The organism is Aetokthonos hydrillicola CCALA 1050, assembly GCF_017591665.1.
Taxonomy (GTDB): domain Bacteria; phylum Cyanobacteriota; class Cyanobacteriia; order Cyanobacteriales; family Nostocaceae; genus Aetokthonos; species Aetokthonos hydrillicola.
This window is the reverse complement of the sequence record NZ_JAAKGC010000020.1, coordinates 48,694-62,256: the sequence shown is the minus strand read 5'-3', so window position 1 is coordinate 62,256 and position 13,563 is coordinate 48,694. Positions and strand designations below refer to the sequence as shown.

The following is a 13,563-nucleotide window of genomic DNA, read 5'->3' as shown; positions in this document are numbered from 1 at the left end:
AGATGAAGAAGGCAAACCCCTTCCTTGGAATGGTAAGACTTGGTCACACCCTTAAAGCTACTCTGTTGAGAACAGTACGGAAGTATGGTCGAAAAGCCAACCGTATTGTTAAATGGCTGATGGATGAGGAAATGCTCCTGAAATACCGAACTTTACGCCAAGACGTAGAGTGGCTTGCTGTTAGGCGTCGCTTCATGTGGCAGCGGTTATGGTTAACAATAGGGATTGCCATTTTCTTTGTATCTACATTTATAGTACAAAATATTTTTCAGAAAGTATTTAACTTTCAACAAGCCACAAAGTTGACACCAGAAGTTCAAAATCTTTTTTTTACGGCTGAAATCTTCATATTTTTGAGTCTGGTAGGCTGTTTAATACTGCATCAAACAAGGATAGCTCGTCGTTATCCCGAAGCTTTGTTTTTATGCATGTCGTTTTCTATTACTCTGGTTGAGCAAATTGTCGCAACGCTTAAAGGTTTTGCTTTACCAGATAGATTAGCTTGGATCGTAGTCTTCCTAACTCAAGCTACCCTGATCCCAATACGCTGGTATCTCCATCTGGTATCACAGGTGGTAGTACTTTTATATTACTTTACTGTCAATACAGCTTTGGGGCTAAAGCTACCACCACCATATACTAACCACTCAATATACGACTTAACGTTAATTTTGTCGATTTTCTGGGTATGTTTCATCAGCGATTTGGCGGTATACCTATACGAACGCTTACAAAGTTCTGAATTTTATGCTCGTAAAGAACTCCAAACTGCTTATCAGAAAGTAGGGGTTGCTGAGGCTAAATATCGTAGCATCTTTGAAAACGCAGTTGAAGGTATATTTCAAAGCACTCCCGATGGACGCTACATCACGGCGAATCCTGCACTAGCAAGTATCTATGGCTACTCTTCTCCAGAAGAGGTTATAGAATTGGCTGATATTGCCAATCAACTATATGTTGATCCATCTCGTTATGCAGAGTTTGTACACTTAATAGAACAAGATGGTAGAGTGTCAGGGTTTGAGTCTCAGATTTATCGACGAGATGGTAGTATTGTTTGGATTTCACAAAAGGCTTATGCAGTTCGTGATGGAAACAATCGATTACTTTACTACGAAGGGCTAATTGAAGATATTACTAAACGCAAGCAGGTAGAAACAGCACTACAAGAACAATTAAATTTTCTTCAAGTTTTAACCGATACAATTCCAACACCAGTTTTCTATCAAAATCCCCAAGGTATTTATGTAGGATGTAATCAAGCTTTTGAAGAAGCTTTAGGCTTAAGCAAACAGCAAATTATCGGTAAGTCTGTTTTCGATTTAGTACCGAAGGATCTTGCTGAGCGATATTATCAAGCGGATAAAGTATTATTTGATGAGCAAGGAGTTCAGACTTATGAAGGCGCTGTTCTCTACCAAGATGGTAAGAAGCATGATGTGATTTTTTACAAAGCGACTTTCTTAAAAGCAGATGGCACGCTTGGTGGTTTAGTGGGCGTGATTCTCGATATTAGCGATCGCAAGCGAACCGAGGAAGCACTACGAGTATTTTTTCACGCCGTTTCCCATGATTTACGCAACCCCGTGTTAGGTACTTTAATGGTGCTGAAAAATTTGTTAAATCAAAGCGCGGAAAACTCCTCAATTTCTGTGTCTCGGTCAATTTTAGAGCGGATGGTACAAAGTAGCGATCGCCAACTTAGCCTAATTAACTCGTTGATGGAAACCCATGTTAACGAGATACAAGGAGTGGTTTTGCAAACGGAAAAAGTGCAATTGTACTCTGTGGTTGAAGCTGCGATCGCTGACTTAGAACCAATGCTACAAGAAAATCAAGTAACTCTGACAAATTTAGTTTCACCTGACTTACCAACAGTAAACGCCGATCCTACGCAACTATGGCGAGTGTTTTCTAACTTAATTGTTAATGCTATGAAACACAACCCTCCAAACCTAAGCATTACAGTTAACGCAACGGTAGAAGGGGATAAGATTCGCTGTACAGTTGCTGATAACGGTGTAGGTATGAGCCAGCAGCAGTCCGAGCAACTGTTTAACCTTTATTTTCGCGGTAGCAGTCTCCGCAGTTCTGTGAGTTTGGGTTTGGGTTTATATCTGTGCAAGCAAATTATTAATGCTCACGGTGGCAAAATTGGTGTGACAAGTGCACCGCAAGCAGGAGCAACTTTTTGGTTTACATTACCAGTCACCCACCAAACCATTGATAATAGTACATTACCTTCCTAAATTTGGTTCGTAGTTGCGATTCAGCGCACCAACATGCAACTCCAAAGCTTTCAAGTACTTTTTGATTTGCACCATTATAAAAAACATACATATGTTCTTTTGTCAAGTTCTAATTAAAAGCGTTTGTCCTGTTATAATAAACAACATATGTCCTATGAAATCATACTCTCACCGGAAGCTGTAGAAGACTTACGCGCTCTTAGAGCAGATGTACGTCAAAAAGTTAGAGAAGCGATAGAAACTTTTTTAAAATACGAACCAAAAAAAGTTAGTAAAAGTAGAATTAAACGGATTTTGTTGGGTTTCACGACCGTTCAACCCAACCTACTACTAACCTTAACTGAACCGTATTGGTAGATAAGGCGCAATTCAATAGCATTTAAGGCTAAAGCGGCGCTCGAATCCATCCCCTTTCGGGAGAAGCTCCTGCGTCGCTAACGCTATGCCCTATGCCCTATGCCCTATGCCCAAAAACTCACAAACTAGGACGATGGTTAATCCAAGGGTTAGCAGCTTCCAGTTGTGCTGCTACACTAATTAAAGTAGCTTCAGCAGCCGGTCGTCCCATTAACTGTACACCTATTGGTAAACCTACTTCATCAAAACCAACAGGAAGTGCGATCGCGGGTTGTCCAGTAGCATTAGCTGGTGGACAAGGTGCAATCCAATGAATAATCTTCTGGAATGTTTCTTGAGGACTCAAATCTGCCCATTCTCCAACCCGGATAGGAGAATGTAAATACACTGGTAAGACTAAAACATCGACTGTCTCAAAAATCGCTACGATTTGTCGCGATATCATCTGTAGTTGGGAGACAGCTTGAAGATACTGACCAGCAGAACCCGTTTGTGCTATAAGCCAACGATTTAGCGGTTGTAATGCTTCAGAAGGAATAGCCGATGCTGCTACCCCAGTTTGCCAAACGAATGTAAACGGTTCCACTAAACCACTGAAATCAAAACTGATCTCTTCAACTGTGTGACCAAGTTCTTCTAAGAACTTGAGTGTTTGCAGAACGCCTTGTTCGCAGTTTTTGTCAGCTTTTCCCATTGGAGGGATATTGGTAGTATAGGCAATTCGCAAACGGCCTGGTTTTTCTTGGGTAGCGGCAAGAAATGACGGTTGTGGATCTGGTAACCAGTATGGATCGCCTGTCACATATCCAGATATAACATCTAAAAGAGCAGCTGCATCGGCAACAGTTCGCGCTAATGGACCATTCGTTGCTAAACCACTGAGGCGATCGCCTACTGGTGCATGAGACACCCGTCCTCGTGATGGCTTAATCCCCACTAAACCACAACAAGCAGCCGGTCCCCGGATCGAACCACCACCATCAGAACCTTGAGCGATCGCACACAATCCTGCTGCTACTGCAGCCGCAGCACCACCACTAGAACCACCAGGAGTGTATTCTAAGTTCCAAGGATTTCTAGCTGCAGGAAATCCTGTTGGTTCTGTGTAAGGAAAAGAACCCAGTTCTGAAGTTGCTGTTTTACCTAGAATAATAAATCCAGCTTGCTTAATCTGCGTCACTACCCCATCATCATAGTTTGGGATATTATTTAGCAATGCAGGATTTCCATAAGTACAAGGAACATCTGCGACCGGGTTAAGGTCTTTAATAGAAATTGGTACGCCAAAAAACGGCGGTAGTTCTGAGGTTGTCGTCAGTATTTCGGTTTTGGCTTGAGCATCTGCGATCGCTTGTTCTGCCGTGACAGTAAAATAACTTCCTAATTGGGGATTCAAGGTAGAAATACGATTTAAATATATTTCTACTAACTCAATGGGTGATACTTCGCGGCGACGGATTAACTCTGCTTGTTCTAATGCAGTCTTAAAGGCTAAATCAATTTGGTTCATGCGTTAATTTGGCGGCTAATTTTGTTTATTCCTATCATCTTTTATCCACTTTTTTACATTTTGGTAGCAAATGCATTCACAAACACGGTTTTTCTTTAGAAATGGTTAGGTGTTAACAAAAAGAATTCAGTAGTCAGAATTCGATTGGGTATGTTGCACTGCCGGTGGATGAATAAAGAGTTTAATTTCGTTAGAGTAAAATCTAAAGCGAGATTGATTCTGGCTCTTGACTACTGTCTTCTGACTCCTTCTTTAATTGCTTATCTCACATTTTTTGTAAAGTCAAGCACAAGTATTCCAGTAGCTTGACTTTGTTATGGTGGCTTGACTTTGCTTAAAGCTCAAATTTTTTTGAGAATCGTTTAGTAATCCTACTTAAGCTCTTCAAGTCACCTCTTAATGACAGGAGATGTTGTACGAGTACACTATTAACCTTAATGAGTAATAGGTTATATTGCAAAAACAAAGGGCGAGGCATCTGCACAAATCAATTCACCGTCGTTGCATTTGTACTCTTGATACAAAGCACTACAAGACATACAAGTTTGGTCTTCAGAAATTAATCATTAGCCATGAGTAACTGGATTGAAGCAAAAAAAACTCTTCCAAATGAAGGAGAGATGATTTGGGTAACAACGCGCTCTAGAGACCTTTACATCGCTATGTTGGTGAAGGGAGAATTTGTGTTGTACAGTTTGGGTCGTGGACGCACCAATCATGTAGAAATTCTAACTCCCGAACAAGTTGTTGCGTGGACGGCTGTGGATATTCCACTACCTCCTCCACCTAAAAGGTAGCGGAACTTATCATCAGTTAACAACTCCTTATTCTCACCTACTTCTCAAACAAAGAAAAACGTGACGCTTTTGACGCCACGCTGAGGAACACAATCATGAATCAAACAATGAAGACTTTTATGGACAATATTCTAAAGTTTGAAGTTATATGATAGCATTAGTATTTGTGCTGATTTTTGAAGTAAGTCTGTTTGATTCTCCGTAGTCCTACGCTAAAAGCTTTAAATATTTGGATTAGCTTCACAAATGCTTTAGCTGTTAACCACTAACTCACCATCCCCAAGTACCTGGTTCACCTTTGAATGGTCCTGTGATATCACTAGTAATCCAGCCAGCGTAAAAATTTCCTGGTTGTGGCTGAACCTTTTCCCCGTCAACGTAACAAGCATCCATTGGATGAGCGTAAAAAGCTACATAATCTTTAATGGATGCAAAACTGGGTGTAGGATTATGATAAAACCACGCACCATTTTGAACTTCTTGATCACCAACACGAATTGTGTAGTAACTTGCACGTCCTTTCCACTCACAAAAGCTAGACTTTGGTGTCAGTACCAGATATTCCATTTTGATATCTGTGGGTGGGATGTAGTAGTTAGGAGGATGACTAGTTTCTAAAACACGCTTAGCGTGATGAGTATCTGCAATAGTAATACCGTTAAATATAATCTGGATGTGTTTGCTGGTATCCTCAAGGCGAGGTGGACGAGGGTAATCCCAAACTGATTCTTGTCCGGGATCTGGTTTTATAGGTTGGGGTCTCATTCAGGCAAAAGTAAAAAGAAATCTAATTATGCAAGCTGTTTACCTAATTTTAGAGGCGATCGCACAATTTGTGAGAAAAGCAGATTTCACTTTTTCTGTGCTTTCTGCTTTATATCGATTTTCACCTAAATGAACCAACCCTATTGTAAGAGCGCAAGGCCGCAGCGCCCCTACGACTGTGGTCTAATTACTTGAAAACTGCTGTAATTACTGTACTCAATGATTTTGTAAAGATTTGTAAAGTTTTTATAATGATATGGATAAAATCCACAATTAGCATCCGATAGTTTGTAGAGAAGTACAATTCTCGTAAACCCATGAATGAGCAAGAGCTTCAACAGCTAGCTCTACAAGCCCAAAAGCACACACTAGGTACAACTGTTAGACGAATAACCTTATCAAAATTAATTGATGGGATCTACCGTTCGGGAAAACTTTGCTACCCATATAAAGGTCAATTCCAAGGAGTTTATGAACAAATTTACAAGGAGGCGGTACAAGACCTATTGTTGTATATCTGTAAAAATATTGACAAATACGACCCAGAAAGGGGTAAATTTATAACTTGGATCAATATGTTATTGAGTCAACGTTTTTTTAAAGAGGCTATTCCCAAAATAATCGGCTCAGTCAATGAAATTAGGGTTGAAACTGCTCGATTAGAAGATCTGGAAGGTTTGGCATTTGCTCAAAGTGAAGATGAGGAGGATTATACTTCAGCTTTTGAAAAAATAAGACGACATATAGAAGAAGATACCCTTGGTATTTTTCGAGAAGAGCATATCAAAAAATATCCCCAGGCGAATTTTAGAGAAATTGCGATAAAAAGATGGTCAGGCGTATCGTGGAAAGATATATCTGATGAATTAAAGATTCCCATTCCAACATTAAGTAACTTTTATCAACGATGTTTAGAAAAATTTCGGGATGAGTTAAAAAATGTATGTGGTTTTGAAACCTGAGAGTACGGTAAATAAATAATGGATAATGTGACAACTCTGAGTACATTTACAGCTTATATATCCCCGGTTGCTTACCAGCAAGCAGAAAAATGGTCGAGACGGCAAGCAACTGCTGAAAAAAGTCAGCAAGTTCTACTCAATACCTTGTCTGTATCTTTCGTGAATTTCTATCTAGAATGTATGGGATTTGAAACCGACCTAGAAGCTAGTGACAGTTGGAATCCGATAGAACAGACACTTATGGATGTAGCTGATTTATTGATAAAAAATATAGGGAAGTTGGAATGCCGTCCAGTTCTAGAAAATTCACAATTTATCTCCGTTCCACCGGAAGTGTGGAGGAATAGAATTGGTTATGTAGCTGTGGAAATAAGTGAATCTTTACAATCTGCTAAATTGCTCGGATTTGTTGAAGAGGTATCAACTGATAATTTACCTGTCAACTCTTTACAAAACTTAGAAAGTCTCTTGAATCATCTGGAATATTTAGAGGTACAAAAATCTCAATCATCTCAAAAAAAAATTGTGAGTTTAATAAGATGGTTGGAGAAGATTTTTGAATCAGATTGGTTACCAATAGAGTCTCTATTTTTTACACAACCTGTTTGGGAATTTAGAAGCCCTGAAGAAAAATCAAAAAACTTTGCTGAGCGTGCTAAGCTCATAACATTTGGCATAGAAGACAACAAAGCCTCAGTGGGGATAGTTGTTAAAGTCAATCAGGAGTTGAACAACCCCAATGAGATCGATATTCTTGTGGAGTTACGTCCAACACATGGTCAAGAGTACTTACCACCGTCGCTTCAGGTCATGATTCTGGATTCTGAGGAAACTGCTATAATGCAGGCATTCTCTAAAAACGATAATAAAAAAATTGAATTAGAATTTAGCGCTTCTGTTGGAGATGCTTTCAGTGTAAAAGTAGTTTTGGCCGATATGACCGTGATAGAAAATTTTGTTATCTAGTTTACACTAGGGCGATTGGCTTCGCCAGTGGGCTCCCTGCGCGATCGCGCCCAAGTCGGCTAGAAACTTCAACAAGCATTGTTGCCACTGTGTGGGTTAACCTAACTGCATAAGCTGTTGTATACTGACACCTATATAAAATAAGAATTTAAAACAAAATACAAAAAATATGATTCTTAAGTTCAAGATTCTTCAGGGTCAACCAAGTACTTGACTTCTAACAAGAGGGTCGTTGTACTCATTCATCACATCTTACAGAATTGAAATCACGTCTTTGGTAGTATCAATGACAAAGCTGATTGTCCTGAAGCTAGATGGCACCTTACAGTCGGGTGTACGAGTTTCGCTGTCAATGAATAATGAAGGTGTTAACCCCCACAAAGAAGTGACTGGATATTTACCACCAGTTCCTGACTTGGAGACAACAATTGACCAGTGGAGATCAAATTATCGTAGTTTGGGGAACACTTCTCGCGCACTGAAAGCTAAAAAAGTGACTTACGATGATTCTATTTCCCAGAAGTATAACAACTGCAAAAATTCAGCAACTGAATTACAAAAGCATCTAAATGGCTGGTTACGCTCAGAGTCTTTTCGCCCCATACGGGAAACTTGGTTGAAGGAATTGAAAGAAAATGACTCAGCACGAATACTCATTCGTACATCTAATCATCAGTTGCGACAAATTCCTTGGCAGGTTTGGGATTTGGTGGAAGAATACCCTTATACGGAACTAGCTTTGAGTGCGCCAGATTATCAACAACTTACCCTAGCAAAAACGCCCACAAAAAGGGATAAAGTTAAAATTCTGGCGATTTTGGGTAACAGCATGGGTATTGATGTTGAAACAGACCGAAAATTGCTTAACAGTTTACCTGATGCCGATGTTACGTTCCTGGTGCAGCCCCAACGCCACGAAATTAATGATTCGTTGTGGGAACAGCGTTGGGATATCCTGTTTTTTGCCGGTCATAGCGAAACTGTGGGAGATAGTGGTCGAATATACATTAATGAACAGAAAGAAAGCTTAAGCACTGATGACCTGAAGTACGGGTTGAAAAAAGCCACCAGCAACGGGTTAGCTTTGGCGATTTTCAATTCTTGCGACGGCTTGGGATTAGCGTATGAGTTAGAAGCGCTACATATTCCGCAAATTGTTGTAATGCGTGAACCAGTACCAGATGAAGTCGCACAGATATTTTTAAAGCATTTTTTGGTGGCTTATGCTACTTCTGGCAAGTCCTTATACCAAGCAATTAAGGAAGCAAGGTTAAAATTGCATGGGCTTGAGGATAAGTATCCCTGTGCTTCTTTGTTACCAGTCATTTGTCAAAATGGTGGTGCAATTCCGCCAACTTGGTTAGACTTAGGTCGCCGTCCCACCGAAATTTCTCCATATCAGGGTTTGTTCGCATTTAAAGAAGACGATGCACAGTTCTTTTTTGGGCGGGAATCTTTTACTAAAATGTTAGTGGAGGCTGTACGAAGTCAATCCTTAGTTGCTGTTATTGGTCCTAGTGGTAGTGGTAAATCTAGTGTAGTGTTTGCTGGTCTGGTGAAGTGCTTGCGAGATACTGGAGACTGGCATATCATCGACTTTCGTCCTGGTTCAAGACCTTTATTTGCCCTCGCTACTGCACTTGTTTCTTACAAACAAGCCTACCCTAGCCGCACTGAACGCTTGCGGGACATTAGAAATCTTGCCAGCGACCTAGGGCAGTGTGAGAATGGGTTGCGGGATATGGTGGATGATATCCTCTTTGAAGACCCTAGAAAGCGTTTGTTGCTAGTTGCTGACCAATTTGAAGAACTTTACACTCTTTGTCGCGACTTACAAGAGCGCAAAGCTTTCTTAGATGGATTACTGTCAGCGATTCAGAATTGTCAAAATTTTACTTTTGTCATCACTCTCAGGGCAGATTTTTTGGGACAAGCGCTCTCTTACCGTCCTTTTGCTGATGCCTTACAGTATGCAGACTTAAAACTAGCTCCGATGGCGGACTCTGAACTGCAAGCGGCGGTAGAAAAGCCAGCTTCGTTGCTGGGAGTAACAATTGAGTCGGGACTGACTGAACGTATTGTGTCTGCGGTGAGCGCTGAACCAGGGGATTTACCTTTATTAGAGTTTGCCTTAACTCAGCTATGGGCAAAACAGCTCAATGGGCAATTGACGCACAGTGCTTACGATGAAATTGGGGGAGTGGAAGCAGCATTGGCTCGTTATGCTGATGAAGTATATAGCCAACTCAACTTTGACGACAAACCAAGAGCGCAACAGATTTTTATCCAACTTGTACACCCTGGACTTGGTACAGAGGATACTCGCCGTGTCGCTACCCGCTTGGAGATAGGTGAGGAGAATTGGGATTTGGTAACCCGTTTGGCGTCTTCTCGCTTGGTGGTGACGGGACGAGACGAGAAAAGTGGTGTAGACACTGTGGAATTCGTTCATGAAGCACTGATTCGCAGTTGGGGACAATTACAACAGTGGATGCAAGTAGATCGGGACTTTCGTCACTGGCAAGAACAGTCACGGGTAGCAATGCGTATTTGGGAAAGTAGTGGTTTTGATGAAGGGGCGCTGTTAAGAGGAAAGCCACTGGTAGATGCGGAAGATTGGCTGTTGAAACGTTCTATGGAATTGAGTTCGCAGGAGAGAAGTTTTATTGGGCTGAGTTTGGAGTTGCGATCGCAACAGAGCAAAAACCAAAAGCGTAGACGTCAGTTTATTATCTCAGGACTATCGAGTAGTTTGGTTGTAGCCCTGTTACTAGCTGGACTCGCTTGGTGGCAAGAACAGAATGCACGCATTAGTGAGATCAAAGCTATCGCTGCGTCCTCACAACTGCTATTAACCTCACACCAAGATTTTGATGCATTGATAGCAAGTCTGAAGGCGTCAAGAAAGTGGAATCAAATACCCAGTTCTCTGCTACTATTTCCTGGATTTAAGGAAAAAGCTGAAATTGAAAGATCCTTGAATAGTTTATTACAGGAAGCCGTTTATAAAGTTAGAGAAATCAATCGATTAGAAAAGCACACAGATGAAGTAATAGGTGTTAGTTTCAGCCCTGATCGTCAAATGATTGCTACAGTCAGTAAAGACAAAAATGTCAAACTCTGGAGTTTAGATGGCAAGCAACTCACAACCTTAAAAGGGCACAAGGATTTAGTTGGAAGTGTTAATTTTAGCCCTGATGGGCAACTGCTTGCCACTGCTAGTTGGGACGGAACTGCCAAACTTTGGACTCGCGAGGGGAAAGAACTTAAAACCTTTATAGTCTCTAAAGGGGATAAAAAGAAGATCTTTGGAATAAGTTTTAGCCCCGATGGTCAACTGCTTGCTACTGGCAGTGAAGATGGGACTGTCCAAGTTTGGAACCTTGAAGGTAAAATAATTAAGACTATAATAAAGGCACATGACGGTTTGGTATTGAGCATTAGTTTCAGTCCCGATGGTAGACTGCTTGCGACTGCAGGTTCCGACAACACTGCTAAGCTTTGGAGCCTAGATGGTAAAAAAATAACATCCTTTCCACACAAGAATTGGGTGCGGGATGTTAGTTTTAGTCCTGACGGTAAGATAATTGCCACTGCTAGTAAGGATACAACCGTCAAACTTTGGAGCTTGGACGGCAAACAACTCGATACCCTTAAGGGTACAATGGAGTTTACCAGCGTCAAGTTCAGTCCTAACGGCAAAATTCTTGCTGCTACTAGTACTAGTGACAACAATGTCCATGTCTGGAGCTTAGACCACTTTAAAAAACCAGAAAAAATCCAAACTTTGAGTGGACACAAAGATTGGGTTTGGAATGTCAGTTTTAGCCCTGATAGTGAGGCGATCGCTACTGCTAGTAAGGACAAAACTGTCAAAATTTGGAGATTGAGAGATAAGGAACTTCAATTTCTTCCGGATGATAACATCTATGTTGGAACTTTTAACCAATCCGACGGGAAGATTGCTACCGCAAATATAAACAATACTGCCAAAATCTGGAGCCGAGATGGTGAAGAACTTCAACATTTCACGGTAGATAACCAGATTACTACTATGAGTTTCAGCCCGGATAGTCAAAAAATTGTTACTGCCCAGAAGAATGGAACTGTTACACTTTGGAATAATAATGGTCAAAAAATCCGAGCCCTTTGCAGCCATAAAGATGCAGTCAATCAAGTGAGTTTTAGCCCCAACGGCAAAATGATTGCTACTGCTAGTGCGGATAAAACGGTCAATCTCTGTAGCCAGGATGGAAAAAAAATCGCAACCCTTGAGCATAATGATCCTGTCAATAGTGTGAGTTTCAGCCCTGATGGACGATTGCTCGCTAGTGCTAGTTGGGACTGGAGTATCAAACTTTGGACGAGTGAAGGGAAGTTAATTAAAACCCTTGACGATAAAAACGGAGGGCATAAAGATGGAGTGTATAGCGTTAGTTTCAGCCCCAACGGTAAAATAATTGCTACTGCTAGTGAGGATAAAACTGTCAAACTTTGGACGAATGACGGTAATTTACTTAAGACTATAAAGGTGCATGATGCTGGAGTTTATAGTGTCAGGTTTAGCCCTGATGGCAAGAAGCTTGCTACTGCTAGTGCTGACAAAACTATCAAAATTTGGAAATTAGAAGATAAGGAACTGAAGGAACTCAAAACTTTCAGGACACAAGACGCCCTTGTTTTCAACATTAGTTTCAGTCCCGATGGTCATACCCTTGCTTTCTCTGATCAAACAGGAAGATTTATTTTCTGGGATTTGGATTTGACTCCAGATGATCTACTCAAGCGCGGTTGTGATAAAGTTCGTGATTATCTCAACAATAATTCTAATGTGAGTGAGAGCGATCGTCACCTGTGCGATGATCATACCTCCGAACACTTTTACTGAAGCTAATAAATAGGAGTCAGGAGTCAGAATACACCACCCATAAAGGGATGATGTTTTAGGAAAAGTTTCAACCCCGACCCACTTCCACTTATGGAGGAGGTTTTAACCATTATTGTGTGGGTTCGCACATATCCGCGACAAATTTCAATTTATGCGCGAACCGACATTTAACCGCGTCCCCGCGTCACCGTGTCAGCTCCTTTTTAGGTTTTTCTTAGTGCCATTCGGTTCTAAACCCCTTTATTCCTCCGCTCTTCGGGTTCGTCAGTTGCTCCACTTGGGGAGATCCCAAGACTGCACTGACTCACCAGTCGTACAGAATTCATACGCTCATTCTGACTCCTGAGGACTGAATTCTTTGAGGATAAATAAATTATTGCCACCTAAAAATAATTAAATATCACTTTTATGAGTACCTAAAAATAATTAATTATCAATCCAATTAGAAAAGAATAGTATTGATATTAAGAAAGAGCGAAGGGATTAGCAAACAAACTAAACCTAGCATTTCTAAAAAACACTCTATTTTTCAAAGAAAACAAACGTGATTACTACAACTTTAAACCAAGGACAAACAACCCCTCGAAATCGCCAAGAGCTTGAAGCCTTAATTATTAAAAAAGCTCAACAGGACACAGGATTCAAACAAGAATTGCTAAACAATCCTACAAGCACAATTATGAAAGAGCTTGGGCTAGAGTACACCCCTGATGTTGCCAGATTTAAAGTACTTGAAGAGACTCCTGACACTCTTTATCTGGTATTACCTATGGAGCAACAGCAAATAGCTTCTTTAGTAGAACAAGGCAAAGAACTTACCGATGATGAATTAGAGCGATTCATCCAAATTCAGCCTGTTGCTAAATGCAGTCCATCTCGACGCTGGTGTACTGCAACAATCCAATGCTAAGATAATGAGGTTGCCCTATTAACAAATAGTATAAAGTCAAGAATAATTGTCAGGTAAGGCAGAAGTAAAAACTGAAAAAGCAAAAATTTTACAAATTTTAGAAAGTACTTATTTTTGCTTATTTAATAGATTAAATATTTCTGCCTCCTGCTTTCTTGA

The 13,563-nt window shown here is 40.7% G+C and carries 9 protein-coding genes; 7 read left to right on the top strand and 2 right to left on the bottom strand.

Translation table 11 applies throughout. The features are described from left to right. Window positions 1-29: 29 nt before the first annotated feature. Together G4P69_RS12710 and G4P69_RS12705 are read left to right on the top strand one after the other, a co-directional pair. A complete protein-coding gene (locus G4P69_RS12710) occupies window positions 30-2,249 on the top strand; it encodes a sensor histidine kinase (RefSeq protein WP_208344317.1) in 2,220 nt (739 codons plus the stop codon). A 147-nt stretch (window positions 2,250-2,396) separates the two neighbouring features. Then, window positions 2,397-2,606, top strand: coding sequence for a type II toxin-antitoxin system RelE family toxin (locus G4P69_RS12705; protein ID WP_208344316.1), 210 nt, complete (start codon window positions 2,397-2,399; stop codon window positions 2,604-2,606). Window positions 2,607-2,724: 118 nt separating this feature from the next. On the opposite strand, the gene G4P69_RS12700 is transcribed toward G4P69_RS12705, so the two are convergent. Next, the gene (locus G4P69_RS12700) at window positions 2,725-4,116 is read right to left on the bottom strand and encodes an amidase (protein ID WP_208350098.1); all 1,392 of its coding nucleotides are present in this window, start codon (window positions 4,114-4,116) and stop codon (window positions 2,725-2,727) included. 572 nt (window positions 4,117-4,688) lie between these two features. Here G4P69_RS12700 and G4P69_RS12695 point away from each other — a divergent pair. Beyond that, complete coding sequence (locus G4P69_RS12695; protein ID WP_208344314.1) at window positions 4,689-4,913, top strand: hypothetical protein; 225 nt, start codon at window positions 4,689-4,691, stop codon at window positions 4,911-4,913. Between the two features lie 270 nt (window positions 4,914-5,183). Here the strand turns inward: G4P69_RS12695 and G4P69_RS12690 are convergent, their stop codons facing one another. Then, entirely contained in the window at window positions 5,184-5,678 is a 495-nt protein-coding gene (locus G4P69_RS12690; protein ID WP_208350095.1) for a DUF427 domain-containing protein, read from the bottom strand. Window positions 5,679-5,995: 317 nt separating this feature from the next. On the opposite strand from G4P69_RS12690, the gene G4P69_RS12685 reads away from it, so the two are divergent. The 4 genes from G4P69_RS12685 to G4P69_RS12670 all read left to right on the top strand — a co-directional run bounded on the left by G4P69_RS12685 (window position 5,996) and on the right by G4P69_RS12670 (window position 13,404). Beyond that, the gene (locus G4P69_RS12685) at window positions 5,996-6,640 is read left to right on the top strand and encodes a sigma-70 RNA polymerase sigma factor region 4 domain-containing protein (RefSeq protein WP_208344313.1); all 645 of its coding nucleotides are present in this window, start codon (window positions 5,996-5,998) and stop codon (window positions 6,638-6,640) included. A gap of 18 nt (window positions 6,641-6,658) precedes the next feature. After that, complete coding sequence (locus tag G4P69_RS12680; RefSeq protein ID WP_243902582.1) at window positions 6,659-7,606, top strand: DUF1822 family protein; 948 nt, start codon at window positions 6,659-6,661, stop codon at window positions 7,604-7,606. Window positions 7,607-7,892: 286 nt separating this feature from the next. Then, window positions 7,893-12,494, top strand: a complete 4,602-nt coding sequence (locus G4P69_RS12675) for an nSTAND1 domain-containing NTPase (RefSeq protein WP_208344312.1) — start codon at window positions 7,893-7,895, stop codon at window positions 12,492-12,494. Between the two features lie 544 nt (window positions 12,495-13,038). Continuing rightward, window positions 13,039-13,404, top strand: coding sequence for an NHLP leader peptide family RiPP precursor (locus tag G4P69_RS12670; RefSeq protein WP_208344311.1), 366 nt, complete (start codon window positions 13,039-13,041; stop codon window positions 13,402-13,404). Window positions 13,405-13,563 lie beyond the last annotated feature (159 nt).